General features: G+C 61.6%; 17 protein-coding genes. 7 read left to right on the top strand and 10 right to left on the bottom strand.

Features of this window, described 5'->3' with window-relative positions; all coding sequences use genetic code 11:
* Window positions 1-5 precede the first annotated feature (5 nt).
* The gene (locus JHD59_RS16505; protein ID WP_103320712.1) at window positions 6-902 is read left to right on the top strand and encodes a LysR family transcriptional regulator; all 897 of its coding nucleotides are present in this window, start codon (window positions 6-8) and stop codon (window positions 900-902) included.
* Window positions 903-1177: 275 nt separating this feature from the next.
* On the top strand, window positions 1178-2473 hold the full coding sequence (ampH, locus tag JHD59_RS16500) for a D-alanyl-D-alanine-carboxypeptidase/endopeptidase AmpH (RefSeq protein WP_199155021.1): 1296 nt from the start codon (window positions 1178-1180) through the stop codon (window positions 2471-2473).
* A 47-nt stretch (window positions 2474-2520) separates the two neighbouring features.
* On the opposite strand, the gene JHD59_RS16495 is transcribed toward ampH, so the two are convergent.
* The 3 genes from JHD59_RS16495 to JHD59_RS16485 form a co-directional block, all read right to left on the bottom strand.
* Complete coding sequence (locus tag JHD59_RS16495; RefSeq protein WP_199155020.1) at window positions 2521-3228, bottom strand: SDR family oxidoreductase; 708 nt, start codon at window positions 3226-3228, stop codon at window positions 2521-2523.
* Window positions 3225-3752: an ester cyclase gene (locus JHD59_RS16490; RefSeq protein WP_103320709.1), complete on the bottom strand. Its 528-nt coding sequence runs from the start codon at window positions 3750-3752 to the stop codon at window positions 3225-3227. The genes JHD59_RS16495 and JHD59_RS16490 overlap by 4 nt, the downstream gene beginning before the upstream one ends.
* A 210-nt stretch (window positions 3753-3962) precedes the next feature.
* The gene (locus JHD59_RS16485; protein ID WP_103320708.1) at window positions 3963-4151 is read right to left on the bottom strand and encodes a putative motility protein; all 189 of its coding nucleotides are present in this window, start codon (window positions 4149-4151) and stop codon (window positions 3963-3965) included.
* Window positions 4152-4276: 125 nt separating this feature from the next.
* Here JHD59_RS16485 and trxB point away from each other — a divergent pair, with 125 nt between their 5' ends.
* The 4 genes from trxB (at window position 4277) to JHD59_RS16465 (ending at window position 7956) form a co-directional block, all read left to right on the top strand.
* Window positions 4277-5233: a thioredoxin-disulfide reductase gene (trxB, locus tag JHD59_RS16480; RefSeq protein ID WP_199155019.1), complete on the top strand. Its 957-nt coding sequence runs from the start codon at window positions 4277-4279 to the stop codon at window positions 5231-5233.
* Window positions 5234-5251: 18 nt separating this feature from the next.
* Complete coding sequence (locus tag JHD59_RS16475) at window positions 5252-5884, top strand: Smr/MutS family protein (protein ID WP_199155018.1); 633 nt, start codon at window positions 5252-5254, stop codon at window positions 5882-5884.
* A 159-nt stretch (window positions 5885-6043) separates the two neighbouring features.
* Window positions 6044-6496, top strand: a complete 453-nt coding sequence (locus tag JHD59_RS16470) for a peroxiredoxin (RefSeq protein WP_199155017.1) — start codon at window positions 6044-6046, stop codon at window positions 6494-6496.
* A gap of 56 nt (window positions 6497-6552) precedes the next feature.
* Entirely contained in the window at window positions 6553-7956 is a 1404-nt protein-coding gene (locus JHD59_RS16465) for a PhoH family protein (protein ID WP_199155016.1), read from the top strand.
* A gap of 58 nt (window positions 7957-8014) precedes the next feature.
* On the opposite strand, the gene JHD59_RS16460 is transcribed toward JHD59_RS16465, so the two are convergent.
* From JHD59_RS16460 to JHD59_RS16435, 6 genes are all read right to left on the bottom strand, one after another.
* A complete protein-coding gene (locus tag JHD59_RS16460; RefSeq protein ID WP_199155015.1) occupies window positions 8015-8371 on the bottom strand; it encodes a hypothetical protein in 357 nt (118 codons plus the stop codon).
* A gap of 231 nt (window positions 8372-8602) precedes the next feature.
* Window positions 8603-9463, bottom strand: coding sequence for a methionyl-tRNA formyltransferase (locus tag JHD59_RS16455; protein ID WP_199155014.1), 861 nt, complete (start codon window positions 9461-9463; stop codon window positions 8603-8605).
* A gap of 120 nt (window positions 9464-9583) precedes the next feature.
* Window positions 9584-10948 (bottom strand): aspartate aminotransferase family protein, encoded by a 1365-nt coding sequence (locus JHD59_RS16450; RefSeq protein ID WP_199155013.1) that lies wholly within the window; start codon window positions 10946-10948, stop codon window positions 9584-9586.
* A gap of 149 nt (window positions 10949-11097) precedes the next feature.
* Complete coding sequence (locus tag JHD59_RS16445) at window positions 11098-11313, bottom strand: sigma factor-like helix-turn-helix DNA-binding protein (protein ID WP_043628339.1); 216 nt, start codon at window positions 11311-11313, stop codon at window positions 11098-11100.
* 187 nt (window positions 11314-11500) lie between these two features.
* Window positions 11501-11749, bottom strand: a complete 249-nt coding sequence (locus JHD59_RS16440; RefSeq protein ID WP_103320684.1) for a helix-turn-helix transcriptional regulator — start codon at window positions 11747-11749, stop codon at window positions 11501-11503.
* Between the two features lie 12 nt (window positions 11750-11761).
* A complete protein-coding gene (locus JHD59_RS16435) occupies window positions 11762-12322 on the bottom strand; it encodes a DUF2975 domain-containing protein (protein WP_199155012.1) in 561 nt (186 codons plus the stop codon).
* 34 nt (window positions 12323-12356) lie between these two features.
* On the opposite strand from JHD59_RS16435, the gene JHD59_RS16430 reads away from it, so the two are divergent.
* Window positions 12357-14492, top strand: a complete 2136-nt coding sequence (locus JHD59_RS16430; protein ID WP_199155011.1) for an ABC transporter ATP-binding protein/permease — start codon at window positions 12357-12359, stop codon at window positions 14490-14492.
* Window positions 14493-14547: 55 nt separating this feature from the next.
* Here JHD59_RS16430 and aqpZ read toward each other — a convergent pair whose 3' ends face one another.
* Window positions 14548-15237, bottom strand: coding sequence for an aquaporin Z (aqpZ, locus tag JHD59_RS16425; RefSeq protein WP_199155010.1), 690 nt, complete (start codon window positions 15235-15237; stop codon window positions 14548-14550).
* Between the last annotated feature and the right edge of the window lie 655 nt (window positions 15238-15892).

Here is a 15892-nt window from a genome sequence, read left to right as displayed (position 1 = left end):
CCCACATGCCGTTTGACCGCCTCAATGACCTGCGCCTGTTTCAGGACGCCTCGCTGCTGGGCAGTTTCTCCGCCGCCGGGCGCAAGCACGGCCTGTCTCCCGCCGCCGCCAGCGCCTGCATCCAGCGCATGGAGGAAGCATTGGGCGTCAGGCTGTTCGAGCGCACCACACGCCGGCTCCGACTGACCGAGGCGGGCGAGACTTATCTCGCCTATTGCCGACAGGCGCTGGACCTGCTGGAGGAAGGCGAGAATCAGCTGCAGCGGGAACACAGCCAACTGAGCGGCGCGATTCGACTATCCGCCCCTTCTGACCTGGGACGCAACCTGCTGCTGGATTGCCTGGACCGTTTCAGCGCCACCCACCCGGAAGTTCACTTTTCGCTATCGCTGAGCGATACGCCGGCAGACCTGATAGGCGACGACATCGATCTGGCCATCCGCTACGGCATGCCGGCGGACAGCAGCCTGGTGGCCCGGCAACTGGCCGCCAGCCGCCGCGTAGTCTGCGCCGCGCCGGCGCTGCTGCAAACCTTGGGCGTTCCGTCCCACCCACAGGATTTGACCAGATTGCCCACCTTGACGCTCACCACCGGCCATGGCCCGATGAACGAATGGCGCTATCGCGATGGCGGCGAAATCCGCTCGCTGCGCCTGCAACGGACTCGTCAAAGCAACGATGGCGAAGTAATACGCCGCTGGGCGCTGCAAGGGCACGGCTTCGCCTACAAGTCGCAACTGGACATCGCCGCCGACCTGCGAGCCGGCAGGCTCCTGACAGTGCTGGACGACTTCTTCACCGAGCCCGCCCCCTTGCACCTGCTCTACCCGGGACACCGGCTGCAGCCGGCCAGGGTACGGAGGCTGATCGACTTTCTGCTGGCGGAATTGTCACCAGCCTGAACGCCCCGGCCGGCAAACCGGCCGTGTAATATCGAACCCTCGGGAAAATATGCAATAAGCCCTGCGCGCGGCGGCGGTCTGCGCTACACTGCCGGCCTGTTTTTTCGCTAGCGACGCCGCCGCGCCGCAGGGCGGCCCAACTTTTGCACGGAAGACCAAATCGCGTCCACCATCCGGCCACCTTGCCCGTTATCGATAATGACAAACCTATTCCAGCCGGCTTGCGCCCTGCTCCGCGCGATCCGGACTATACCGTCAGCCATTTCGGAAACTCGATGAAGCCTTTGAAACTGCTCGGCCTGAGCTTGGCCCTGTTCGCTCCTTTCGCCTCTGCCGCCGCTCAAAAAGATACGAGCGCCGACCCGATAGATCGTTACGGCGAGCAAATCTTCAGAAACAGCCGCGCCGTCGGCATGGTCATGGTAGTGGTCAACAAACAGCAGACCACACAGCGCTTTTACGGCCAAACCCGCCCCGGCAGCGGCCAGCGCCCGGATGAAAACTCCTTGCTGCGCATCGCCAGCATCAGCAAGACCATGACCGGGGAGGTGCTGGCCTCGCTGGCGCAAGAAAAACGGGTAAAACTGGACGATCCGCTGCAAAAATACGCGCCAGCCGGCGTGGCATTCCCGCCCACCACTCAACCCATCACCCTGCTGAATCTGGCCAGCCACACCAGCGGCTTCCCGCGCGAAATGCCGGGCGAAAAGCCGCAGAACACGCCGGTTTTCGTCTGGCCGGATCAGCAGCAACGCTGGCAATGGCTGTCTTCGACCAAGTCGCGCTTCGCGCCCGGCATGCGCGCCCAGTATTCCAACCTGGCTTTCGACTTCCTGGCCGACGCGCTGGCCGCCGCCACCGGCCGCCCCTATGCCGCGCTGCTGAGTGAGAAGATCACCGCGCCGCTCAGCATGCGCGACACCACGCTGACGCCTACAGCCGCGCAGTGCGCCCGACTAATGGAAGGCTACGGCGCCAGCCCCTGCGTGGATACCCGCGCCGCCAGCGGCAGCGGCGGCATCTACTCCACCCCGCGCGATATGCAGCGCTGGCTGCAGGACCTGGTGCACCCGCAAAACGAATCCCGTCGCCAGTTGCGCGAGCAGATCTTCCATATGTACTTCAAGCGCGACGACCTGCGCGCGCTGCGCGGCATGGACGTCGCCGGCAAGGCGGATGAGTTGGGTCTGGGTTGGATACGCATGCTGCCGACGCCGAACTCGCCGGAAATCATCCAGAAAACCGCCGGCGGCGGCGGCTTCATCGGCTATGTCGCGATCGCGCCGAAAAATGAGGTCGGCGTATGGGTGAGCCTCACCCGCACCGGCGGCACCCACTATCAGAACATGAGCAGCGGCGTGAACAAGCTGGTGGCCGAGCTGAGCGGCTTCCAACCGGTAGCGGCGCGGGCGCCGGCGGCAACGCGCGCCCAGCCTGTCAAATCCCATGCGACGGGGGTCAAATCCAAAGCCAAGCCGGCAAAAACGAAGGCGGCCGCCAAGAAACAAACCAAACCAGCGGCAAAGGCATCGGCCCGCCACACCCACGCCAAGAAAAAGCCTCAGCAATAGCGCGCGCCCCGTCGCCGGGCTTGGCGCCCTGGCGACGGGAAGCCTTGCTACAACAAGCCGCCGCCATCCACATCCAGCACCGCGCCGGTGAGGAAGGCGTTGCCCATGGCAAACAGATAGGCCTGAGCCAGCTCCTGCGGCTTGCCGACGCGGCCCAGCGGCAGGCCCGCGCCTATGCGCGCCATCGCCGCGATGCGGCTATCCGCCCCAGCCTCTCCCCACAATTCGGTATCCACCACGCCCGGGCTGACCACATTGACGCGGCGCGGCGCCAGCTCCTTGGCAAGATTCTTCGCCGCCGCTTCCAGCGCGGCGTTGACGGTGCTCTTCAGCAAGCCGCCGGCGCCGTATTTGCGGGATAACAATCCGGAAGTGAACGTCACCGAAGCGTCCACCGCGAGGTAGGGCAAGGCCTGCTGCACCACCAGCAGATTGCCGAACAGCTTCACATCGAAAGTGCGGCGAAAATCCTCCAGCGTCGCCTGCTCCAGCCGCGGCGAGCCTATCCGCGCGCCGGCAGTCAGCACCAAATGGTCAATATGGCCGATCTCGGCCAAGGCCGCGCGCAGCGTCGCCGCATCGGTAACATCCGCCGGCAGATACTGCCAGGGACCAGGCTGCGCCGGCTTGCGGCCCAATACAAAAACCCGCGCGCCGGCCGCGGCTGCGGCTTGCGCTACCGCCTGGCCGATGCCGGAAGTGCCGCCCAGCACCACGACATCGCGCTGTCTCAACAAGTCGGTGGATGGATTCATGGCTTTACCACCCCCAGTTGCTTCAGCAGCGTCAGATTGTCTTCCAGATGCCAGTTCTCGGCGATGCGGCCATTCTTCACCCGGTATAAATCAAATGCCTGGAAATCGATCGCCTGGCCATCGCCCTGCCTGTCGCCGAAACGGCCGCTGAAGTGGCCGGTGAAGTGCAGGCGCAAGGCCACGCGATCATCCGCCAGCACCATGTCGGTGACTTCCACCTTCAAATCCGGCACTGCGGCGCGAAATGTCCGCGAGGCCTGCAACGGCCCCGCCATGCCCTGCGGACGGCCTTCCGGCAAGGTGCGATCCATGAACGCCGGGTCCAGCGCCAGTTCTGCGTAACGCGGATCGCCGGTATTCCAGAATGCGGCGTAGCGCATGGCGGCGAGTTTCACCGCCGCCGCCGCGCCATTATTGCGCTCGGAAAACACTCGGGCAGGCTGCGGCAGCGCGTCGGCGGCCAAGGCCGTCGCGGAAGACAGCGCGAGCAAGCTAGAACAGATCAAATAGGAAAGACGACTCATGACGACTCCTGGTTTCCATCGCGCCGGCGACATGCCGGCAGCGTCAGGAGTCGATTATTCAGACTGAGGCCAAGATTGATAATTGGGGCGGGAGTTGCAGGATTTTATTGCTGAATTTGAATATGACCGCGCGGCACAGATCATAGATAAAACAAAAGGCGACCCGTAGGTCGCCTTGTTCAGCAGGCAGTGCCGCAAGCCGGCCGCGGATCAGGCCCGCACGTCGAGGTTCTGTCCCAGATGCGCCGGATTGGAAGCCTGGATTTGCTGCGACGATTCTTCCGCGCCTTGCAATAGCGTCATGGCCGCTTGGGATTGCGCCTGCATCGCCTTCTTCAGCACCAGGGCCTGCGCATTGGTGCTGACATTTTGCGCACTGACTTGACTTAATGGATCCATACCCCAACCTCCTGACTCAACATAGCGTCGTTCAAGAGCAGTTTAGCCGACCGCAGGTCTGCTGTCACAACAAAACTGCTAGAATGGGCGCCAGTCTCCACCCTTTTGATGACAGGAAAACACACATGAGCGCAACCCGTCACAGCCCCCTGCTGATTCTTGGCTCCGGCCCGGCCGGCTATACCGCCGCCGTCTACGCCGCGCGCGCCAACCTGAAGCCGGTTCTGGTCACCGGCATGGCCCAAGGCGGCCAGCTGATGACCACCACCGACGTGGACAACTGGCCCGCCGACGCCGCAGGCGTGATGGGTCCGGAGCTGATGCAGCGCTTCCAGCAGCATGCCGAGCGCTTCGGCACCGAAATCCTGTTCGACCACATCCATACCACCCATCTGCATGAAAAGCCTATCCGCCTGGTGGGCGACGCAGGCGAATACACCTGCGACGCGCTGATCATCGCCACCGGCGCCTCCGCCAAGTACCTGGGCCTGCCGTCTGAGGAAGCCTTCAAGGGCAAGGGCGTGTCCGCCTGCGCCACCTGCGATGGCTTCTTCTACCGCAACCAGGACGTGGCCGTGATCGGCGGCGGCAATACCGCCGTGGAAGAGGCGCTGTACCTGGCCAATATCGCCAAGCACGTCACCCTGATCCACCGCCGCGACACCTTCCGCGCCGAGAAAATCCTGATCGACAAGCTGATGGACCGCGTCAAGGAAGGCAAGATCAGCCTGAAGCTGGACGCCACGCTGGATGAAGTGCTGGGCGACGACTCCAGCGTGACCGGCCTGCGTCTGAAGTCCATGAAGGACGGCAGCAGCGAAGAGATCAAGGTGATGGGCCTGTTCGTCGCCATCGGCCACCAGCCGAATACCGAAATCTTCAAGGGCCAGCTGGAAATGGACAGCACCGGCTACCTGATCACCAAGAGCGGCCGCGACGGCAACGCCACCGCCACCAGCGTGCCGGGCGTATTCGCCGCCGGCGACGTGCAGGATCACATCTACCGTCAGGCCGTCACCAGCGCCGCTTCCGGTTGCCAGGCCGCTCTGGACGCCGAGCGCTATCTCGACAGCCTGAAGTAAGCGCCGGAGTCCCGCATCATGAAGACCTTCAAGGACTCTTTGAAGGGACTTCGCCAGTCGCTGCGGCAGGCCGCCCCGCCACGGGCGGCCACGCCGCCGCAGCCCGCTGCGCCCGAGGAGCCGGACTTCCGCCAGCTATTCGGCGACGTCAAGCCGCTCAAGCCTGACGGCCGCCACCATCCTCAGCGTCCCAAGCCCAAGCCCCGCCCGCGCAAACCCAGCCAGGGTCCAGCCGTGCATGCACTCAACGGCCAGGAAATCCCGCAGCATCCGATAGGCTGGTTCGAGCCGCCGGAACTGCTGCATCAATTCGCCCGCCCCGGCATGCCTTCAGCCACATTGAAGCGGCTGCGCCAAGGCAATTGGCCTGTCTGCGCCCAACTGGACTTGCACGGCTACACCCGGCATCAGGCGCAAGACGCGCTGGCCTTGTTCATCCATCGCGCCCGCTCGCGCGGCCAGTGCGTCAAGGTGATACACGGCAAGGGCTTCGGCTCGCCGCAAGGCGAACCGGTGCTGAAGAAGCTGGTGCGCAGCTGGCTGCAGCACCACCCGGACGTGCTGGCTTTTTGCGAAGCCGAATCCGGCGGCCACAGCGGCTCGCTGCTGGTGCTGCTGCGCCGCCCGGCTTCAGGCGACACCGATGGCTAAGCCCTTGATCGCAATCAGCATCCGCCGACGGTGAATTTCCGCCGGATCGCCGACGCGAAAAAAGCGCGAGAACAGGCTCTCAGGATACGTGACAACCGCAAGGGGAATCCGCTAAGCTCAAATCAAGGCGGCCCCCTGCACCCTACCCAGGAGTAATGCATGACAGGCACACCCTGCCCCGACTTCACCCTGCCCGGCACCGCCGGCGCCGACTTTACGCTTTCCGCCAGCCGCAAGCCGCTGGTGATCTACTTCTACCCCAAAGACAATACGCCAGGCTGCACCAACGAGAGCATGGCCTTCCGCGATCTGCACCCGGAATTTGCCGCCTTGGGCGCAGACATCGTCGGCATCTCGCGCGACAGCCTGAAGTCCCATCAAAATTTCAAGGCCAAGCTGGAATTGCCGTTTGAACTGTTGTCGGATTCGGAAGAAACTGTCTGCAATATGTTTGGCGTCATCAAGATGAAAAACATGTACGGCAAACAGGTAAGAGGCATCGAGCGCAGCACCTTCGTAATAGACGCCCATGGCAATGTGGCGCGCGAATGGCGCGGCGTGAAAGTGCCCGGACACGCCGAGGAGGTACTGGCGTTCGTCAAAACGCTGTAAGGCAGTGCCCGCCCGGCCAGCCGGCCGGGCTACAACACGAACAAGGGGACCACATCATGGCCGGCCGCAAAAAGACCAGCGCGTGCAAGCTGTTTGTTCTGGACACCAACGTACTGTTGCACGACCCCACCTGTCTGTACCGCTTCGAAGAACACGATGTGTTCATCCCCATCATCACCCTGGAAGAGCTGGACACCCACAAGAAGGGCATGTCCGAAGTGGCGCGCAACGCCCGCCAGGCCAGCCGCTTTCTTGACGACATCCTCAGCGGCAATGAGCTGAACATCGGCGACGGCATCCCGCTGAAGCACGCCAGCCGCGATGCCGCCAGCGGCCGCCTGATTCTGCAGACCCAGGCCATCAACGGCTCGCTCCCCTCCTCGCTGCCGGTCGGCAAAGCCGACAATCAGATCCTCGGCATCGTGATGGCCTTGAAAGACCATTATGAGGACCGTTCCGTCATTCTGGTGTCCAAAGACATCAATATGCGCATCAAGGCCCGCGCCCTGGGCCTGGAGGCGGAAGACTACTTCAACGACAAGGTGCTGGAAGACACCGACGTGCTGTACACCGGCACGCGGGAAATCGACCAGGCCTTCTGGGAACGCAACAGCAAGGACATCAAGTCGTGGCAGGAGCACGGCCGCAGCTACTACCAGCTGACCGGCCCCGATGTCGCCAGCCTGTACGTCAACCAGCTGATCTGGCAGGAGGGCGACCGCCCGTTCCAGGCTCGCGTGATCAAGCTGGAAGGCAAGAGCGCGGTGCTGGAGACGCTGAAGGACTACAGCCACAACAAGAACAACGTATGGGGCATCACCGCGCGCAACCGCGAACAGAATTTCGCACTGAACATGCTGATGGACCCCAATGTGGACTTCGTCTCGCTGCTGGGCCAGGCCGGCACCGGCAAGACACTGCTGACGCTGGCGGCGGGTTTGGCGATGACGCTGGAGCAGAAGATCTACAGCGAAATCATCATGACCCGCGTCACTGTGCCGGTGGGCGAGGACATCGGCTTCCTGCCGGGCACCGAGGAAGAAAAAATGGCGCCGTGGATGGGCGCGCTGGAAGACAACCTCGACGTGCTCAACAAGAGCGACGACGATGGCGGCGACTGGGGCCGCGCCGCCACCCGCGACCTGATCCGCAGCCGCATCAAGGTGAAGAGTCTCAACTTCATGCGCGGCCGCACCTTCCTCAACAAGTACCTGATCATCGACGAAGCGCAGAACCTGACGCCCAAGCAGATGAAGACCCTGATCACCCGCGCCGGACCGGGCACCAAGGTGGTATGCCTGGGCAACGTCAGCCAGATCGATACGCCGTATTTGACCGAAGGCAGCTCCGGCCTGACCTATGTGGTGGACCGCTTCAAGGGCTGGGACCACTCCGCCCACATCACGCTGCAACGCGGCGAACGCTCCAGGCTGGCGGACTACGCCGGCGAAGTGCTGTAAGCCTGCGAACGAAAACGGCGCCATCCTTTACGATGGCGCCGTTTTGATGTCTAGGGGCTCAACACATCTCGTCTTCTTCCGGCCCCAGCAGGCACCGGCAATACCCCAGCAGACACAACACCCCCACGCCCAGCAGCAATAGATCCAGCGCAAACCAACGCTTGGCATCCCGCATATTCTCGCTGCGCGACATCACCTCATTGGCCGCCGCCAACTGCGTCATATTATCTTCCACTATCGCGGGAGCCTCCCGCCTTGCCGCGCCTGGCAATGCATGCGCCTCACGGCACGACGCGACAGACGCGCATGCCTGACGAACCGGCGCCGAACTCTCCGCATACCAGCGCGCCACGCCGCCCTGGCTTTCGCCAGCCAGCATCAGCATGCACGCCACACCCACCACAATCCTGAACATATCCCCAGCACCAACCCGCCGCGCGCCCCGCGGCGCCTTCCCAAAACAAATCGCCGCCGGAGCGGGTCCGAACGGCGATTGGCAACCGACCTCAGTCGATTTCACTGATTACGCGACAAGTCTCTGTCGCGTTTCACATTTTTTAACACTCTGGCGGCAATGGTCAAATCGGCATGTCAAGAAAGGACAAGCGCGCGGCAATGTCGCAACAAAAATTCCAAATGGATAAAATCAGCGCCGACCTCTGCCTGTCACCGCATCCGGTCCATACAGACTCCACTCGCTGATCAGCAGCATGCCGTCGGCAGTGGCGACCAGCAGCTGCTCCGCCTGGGAGTAGATCAGACTGCCCGGCGCGAAATGGTGAGTCTCCTCCCAACCTTCGGCACGGTGAATGAAAATGGTGACGTTGTTGATAGTCGCCGCGCACTCGAAGTCGCCAAAGGCGCGGATCTGCCGCAGCAGCGCCGCCGTCGGGCGCTGGAAATCCAGCATCCTGTCCTGATCGGTCCACAAGGGCCAGTAGCTGCCGCCATCGCCCTGTGGCGAGGCCTCGTCCCACAAGCGCTCAAACTGGTTTGCCACCTTGTGGCACAGCCGGTGCAAGGCCAGTTGCAACTTGATGTCCAGCACCTGATGGCTGTCGGTTTCGCCCAGTGGAAAACGCTCCTGCGCCAGGATGTCGCCGGTGTCGAACTCCGGCCCCACCTTGTGGCAGGTCAGCCCCCACTCCTTATGCCCCTCCAGCAAGGCCCGCACCTGCGGGTATGGCCCGCGCCCCAAAGGCAGCGGCGACGGATGGAAATTGACGGCGTATTTCAAATACGGTGTCCAATCCGGAATACGCCAGTTGTAGCTGCCGACCAGCAGCGCCTCGCAACCAATCTCGGCCAGCTCTTCCAAATCGCGCGCCGTCATCGGCGACAATTGCAGCGGCAGCTTGCGCTGCTCGGCAAACGTCACCGATGCCTTGTGGTGGTGCATTCTATGGTCAACCGGCGTGCAGAAAATCTTCACAGGCTGCCAACCTGCCTGCATGAAAACATCCAGCACCGGCTTGAAGCGATCCGAAAGCGTAATGGCGAAACGCATGGCATTCACTTTATCGCGAGCAGGGACGACCTCCCCTCATAGCGTGGTTATACCATCGGCCTCCCAGCCTCCGATGGCGATGACACGCAAATTAACAGAAGCCGCCCCTCCTGCTACAAATCAGGCCATGCGCACGGCTCGAAGCCACTCATCAAACATCGCAAGCAAGCGCTCCACGTCTTCTGCCGTGGTATGCGGGCTGAGCAGCAGCATATTGTGGAACGGCGTGATCAGCAGTCCCCGGTTCAACAGATACAGATGAATGCACTGTTCCAGCTCGGCATCCTGTCCTGCCGCGGCCTCGCTGCCGTTGCGCGGGGGCCGGTGGGCAAACTGAAACTCGCAGCGCGCGCCCAGCCGCGTCACGCACCATGGCAGATCGAAACGGACAAACAGCTCGCGCAGCCCCCGCTCCAGCTGCTCCGCCCGCTCAAACATGATCTGGTAAGCATCGTCGGTCATCACTTCGGCCAGATTGGCGCGCATCGCGGCGCAAGCCAGGCGATTGGCGCTAAGCGTGGTGCCAATGCCGGAATGGCCTGCCGGCGCGTCCCGCTTGGCCCGCTGCGCCCGCGCCGCCAACACCGCGCTGAAGCCGTAAGCCGCCGCAGGCAGTCCGCCAGCCAAGGGTTTGCCCAGCACCAGCAGGTCCGGCCGCAGGCCATGCAGCGCCGTAAAACCGCCGGGTCCGCAGCTGATGGTATGGGTCTCGTCCAACAGCAGCAGGCTGCCGTGACGGCGAATGATGGCCTGCGCCTGCTGCCAGTAGTCAGGATCCGGCAATACCATGCCGATATTGGTCATCGCCGGCTCAGCCAAAACGCAGGCGACACAGCCATCAGACAAGGCCCGCTCCAGCGCGGCCAGGTCATTGAACTCCACCACCCGGGTGTGCTCGGTCAGCGGATACACCTGGCCCAGCAGGCTGGCGCGCGGCTTCGCCTGGCCATCCTCCAGGTCAACGAACACATCGTCCACCGTGCCGTGGTAACAGCCATTGAATACCAGTATCTGATCCCTGCCGGTTGCCGCGCGCGCCCAGCGGATGGCAAAACGGTTGGCATCGCTGGCGGACAGCGCAAACTGCCACACCGGCAGCCCGAAGCGCTGCGCCAACTCGTCGGCCACCCACAAGGCATCTTCGCCCGGCAGCATGGCGGTAAGCCCGCGCGCCGACTCGCGGGCGATCGCGGCCGCCACCGGCGCCGGCGAGTGGCCAAACATCGCGCCGGTATCGCCCAGACAGAAATCGACATAGCGATGGCCATCGACATCCGTCAATTGGGCGCCCTGCGCCTCAGCCACAAACAAAGGGCTGGGCGTAGGCCAATCGTCCATCCAGTGCAGCGGCACGCCAAACAGCAAATGCCTGGCTGATTGCCCAGCCAAAGCCGTCGCCCGCGGCCGACGGGCCAGGAAGTCCGCCCGCTCCCGCTGATGGAGCTCACGCATCTTGCCAAGATCAATGCCATGCCGCTTCGCCATTGCCGCCTCGCCTAAGAATGGGGTGCAATCAGTATGCCAAGCTCTGCGTCGCACAATCCAGCTGCAATCGCCACTTGGAAAGCTCCAAACGACAAAAGGCCCGAAGCGCAGACCACGCCTCGGGCCAATGGGCTGCAATGAACGGAAATTCAGCGCAGGGGCAGATGCCCTGCCAAAGTGTTGAGCTGCTTGATGGCGCGACGGAAACGAGAATGCGCGCGGGAGACCGTGGACTCACTGATGTCCATTTGCTGGGCGGCGTAATAGCCGGTCATGCCTTCCACTTCCATCAGCCACACCGCCTCGCGCGAGCGCTTCTTCATGCCGATCAGATCGGCCACCACGTTGAAATCGTCCAGTTTCATGATATCCCTCCATCGTCCGCGCGTTCTGACCACCTTGCGCGTTTACGTTTGAACACGAAACATTTGGATGCTCTTCCAGCATAGATGCTTGCCAAAAAAATGCAGGTAAATCCTGAGCCTGGGAGATCAGCGCGACATGACTGTTGAAGCCTCCCGACGCGCCTAACTTCACTTGGCGGACCGAGGTCTAAAACCCAGCCTCCTCATCGGAAGCGCCTTCTTCGCCCGGGGCCGGTGGAATGTATTGCAACAAATCTCCAGGCTGGCAGTTCAGGTGCCTGCAGATCGCCTCCAGCGTTGAAAAACGGAAGCCTTTGATCTTTCCCTGCTTCAGCAACGACAGATTCTGTTCCGTGATGCCGATGGCGTGGGCAAGATCCTTGGATTTCACTTTGCGCTGAACAAGTAGCACGTCCAGGTTGATTTTTATGGGCACAGGATGCTTTCTTCAGATGAACTGCTTGTTTTCGCGCGCCAAAGCCACGCCTTCCTGCTGAATGCGCGCAATCACCATGACCACCGCGGCGATAAACAAGCTCTCCAAGTTGCCGCTATCCATGCCGAAAGTAATCTGGCGATGCCCGGCAGGCTGCATCATGGTCAGCCACAGCCCCATCAACGGCTGGACCAGAATCTCGGCCAACACCCACAGCGCAACCCTGGAGCCGACCTTAGCCAGCAAGGACGCGGAGCGCTCAGAGAAGTACTCGCCCTGGGCGTACAAGCGGAACAAGCGCCGCAGCGCATTCAAGCCCTGGGCCAGCACCAGCAAGGGGACGCAGGATATGACTGCGCCGCCTATCCGCTGCCAAAGCGGCACGTCCAGCAGGTTGAAGTTGCGCAGTCCATAAAAGCCCTGGCTGGTATCGATGGTGATGGTCAAGCCGGCATCCAGGATGGCTTTGGGAAACAGCCACAGCAAGAGATGAAACAGCAGCATGGCGCAAATGCCAAGAAAGGTGACGCACGCCATGACGGCGCAGTAGCGGCTTAATCGCGAAGAATTCATCGCTTGTCCTTAGTGTTGTTGCGAAGCGGTGCCGATGGAACGTCGCCCAAGGTCGTTTATTGTGTCACCCGGCCATCTATTTTTATTGTTAAACGATAATTTATTGCTGCGCAAGTTTAATTTTTTCACTGTAGCGCTTCCGTCACACACCGCCCCCGCCGTCCTTCCCCGCTACAAAACGCCGAAAGCCAGGCCAGGCTTGTCATGGCGTCGACCTTCTTTGTATCAAACAAAAAATGAACGTATAACAAGTAAAAATTATCGTTTTACAGTAATTTTATTTCCAATACAGTTCTCGCTGCGTGCGAGTGGACAATCCATCTCGCGGTTTGTAGAGGATGTCTGGGCACAGGGATGGCTCGGACGGCAAGAATTGAGGTTTGGCATGAATGAACAACAAGCGCGAGGCACAACCAGCAAGGGATTGATCGCCAAGTTCCTGACCTTGGCGGCGCCATATTGGCGTTCGGAAGACAGATGGATGGCATGGGCGCTGCTGCTGGCGATCACGGTTTTGAACATCGCCATGGTCTACTGCAATGTCTTGCTCAATCAGTGGAATGGCGACTTCTTCAATGCCTTGCAACAACACGACTGGGAGCGCTTCCTCCAGCTGCTGCAAGTATTCGCCGCGCTGGCCTTCGGCTTCATTGGCTGCGCGGTGCTGATGTCTTACCTGACAGCCATGCTGAATCTGCGCTGGCGGCGGTGGCTGACCGATTTTTATCTTGGGCAATGGCTGGAGGGCCGGGCATATTGCCTGCTGGAGTTGAAAGCCTATGGCACGGACAACCCCGATCAGCGCATAGCCGAGGACCTGAAGGCGCTGACCGCGACATCCTTGAATCTCGGTTTCGAATTGATCCGCAATCTGGCCACCCTGGCCTGCTTCGTCGGCATACTCTGGCAGTTGTCCGGCCCGCTGAGCCTGGCGCGGATTGGCTGGAACGTCAGCCTTCCCGGCTATCTGGTCTGGGTTGCGCTGGCCTATGCGCTGCTAGGCAGCGGGCTGATGCATGCGCTTGGCCGCCGACTGTCGCGCATCAATATGGAAGGAGAACGGCGCGAAGCGGATTTTCGCTATGCCGCAGTGCGGCTGCGCGAGCATGCGCAGGCGGTGGCGCTGAGCGGCGGCGAGGATGTCGAGCGCAGCGCGCTCAACCGTCGTTTTCAAGCCATCTGCGCCAACTGGCGCTTGCTGATAGCCGCGGAATGGCGCTTGAACGGGGCGCGCGCCGGCTACGCGCAATTGGCCGTGATTTTTCCGATGCTGGTATGCGCGCCGGGCTATTTCGCCGGCAAGTTCGCGCTGGGCGGCCTGATGCAGGCCATTTCGGCATTCGCCCAGGTGCAGGGCGCCTTGAGCTGGATGGTGAACGCCTATGAGATCCTGGCATCGTGGAAAGCCAATATCGAACGCTTGTCCTCTTTTCAGCGCGCCGCACAGCAAGCGCGGCAGGAGCTGGCGCATAGCCAAATCTCGCGACGCCGTGGAGATGAAATTCGACTCAGCGCTCTGGACGTGTCGCTGCCGGATGGGCAGGTCTTGCTGCAGAGCATCAATCTGCAGGCATCCGCAGGGGAGCGCATTGTGCTCAAGGGCGCCTCCGGCAGCGGCAAAAGCACTTTGCTGAAAACGCTGGCCGGCATCTGGCCATGGGGAAAGGGCAGTATCACCCTACCACTGAATAAAGTGATGTTCTTGCCGCAGCGGCCGTATCTGCCAATTGGCACCTTGCGGGAGGCCATCAGCTACCCCGCGGCAAGCGACGCCTTTTCCACGGTGCAGCAGACATTTGTGCTCTCGCAGTGCCGGCTGGCGCATTTGACGCCGCAGCTGGACGAAAACTGCAATTGGTCGACCCGGCTATCCGCCGGCGAACAGCAGCGCCTGGCCCTGGCCAGAGCCTTATTGCACCGGCCGCAGTGGTTGCTGCTGGACGAGGCCACCTCGGCCCTGGATCTACCCAACCAGCAGCATTGCTACGCGTTGCTGCGCACAGAGCTGCCTCATTGCACCATCATCAGCGTTTCTCACCAACCGGAGGTGGACGCTTGCCATGACCGGGTCTGGCAGATAGGCGACTACAGCCTCGGGCCATCGATTGACGCGGCAATCCTGAGCCGCGGCGGCGGTCAGGCAGCAGATGGCGCTGTCAGGATCCGGTAATCGTTCCACATCGGCGAAGGGCGGCGCTTGCCGCCCTTCCTGGTGGATGAACAACTTACTCCGATTCGCCGGCAATCCAACGATACACGCGCGCCCCCAGCGCCGCGCCTATGATAGGCGCCAGCCAGAACAGCCACAGCTGCCGCACCGCCCAATCGCCGACGAACAAGGCCACGCCGGTGCTGCGCGCCGGATTAACCGAAGTATTGGTGACCGGAATGCTGATCAGATGGATCAGCGTCAGCGCCAGGCCTATCGCCAGCGGCGCGAAACCCGCCGGCGCGCGCTTGTCGGTGGCACCCATGATGACCAAGAGGAAAAACATGGTCATCACCACTTCGCACACCAAGGCCGCCAACAGCGAATAGCCGCCCGGCGAGTGTTCGCCATAGCCATTGGACGCAAAGCCCTTGGCCACATCGAAACCGGCCGCCCCGCTGGCGATCACGTACAGCACCGCCGCCGCCGCAATCGCGCCCAACACCTGCGCCACGATGTACGGCCCGAGCTGCCTAGCGGGAAAACGACCGCCCGCCCACAGCCCGATGGACACCGCCGGATTCAAATGGCAGCCGGAAATATGGCCGATAGCGTAAGCCATGGTCACCACCGTCAGGCCAAAAGCCAGCGCCACGCCAGCAAAGCCAATGCCCACATTGGGAAACGCCGCCGCCAACACCGCGCTGCCGCATCCGCCCAGCACCAGCCAGAAAGTACCCAGAAACTCCGCTGCGTAGGATTTCATCGCGGCCCCTCTTCCAAGGTTTCCGAAAGCGCCCGATCACTACCCCTTGCCCATTGCTTCCGAGCATATCGGCCGATTGTCGCTTAACCATAGCAAATAAAAAACAGGTCTATTCACTAAAGATCCATGGCCTGTTTTTCGGATCCGCAGTTGCTGCAATGGTTTGCCGTTTAACTCGGCATATCAGGTCGATTCGACCTAAGCCATGGTTTGACTTTGGGGAGGGGGCAATATGCCAAGCATGATGTAGAATTCCGCGCCATCCCTTTGGGAGAATGGCTACATTGGCCAATGCTGCATCGATGAGAGCTGGAAGTGCCGGGACATCGGCTGAACTAAGACGACATGGAGGAGCATTCGGATTACGCGATTACGCTAACATAGGCGATCCCTAGAGACTGTGCCATAAAACATATAAAGCATAAATGCAGTGAAACCCAGCGCTTACGGAGAAAAATGCAGCAGGCAAGAACAACCGCAATACCTCACAGTAAACACCGGGCTTCGCATGTCATCGCCAAGGCTTGGTGAATCGCCCCCGCTTTCCTAGACACCGCAAGAGCCTCACACTAGGCCCTACAAGGAGGTGTCATGAGCAAACCGCGTTTCCCCGAAGAGTTCAAGATTGAAGCCGTCAAGCAGGTGACCGAACGAG

Source organism: Chromobacterium sp. ASV23, assembly GCF_016428945.1.
Lineage (GTDB): Bacteria > Pseudomonadota > Gammaproteobacteria > Burkholderiales > Chromobacteriaceae > Chromobacterium > Chromobacterium sinusclupearum.
The sequence above is the reverse complement of the archived record's forward strand: the minus strand, read 5'-3'. Positions and strand labels throughout refer to the sequence as shown.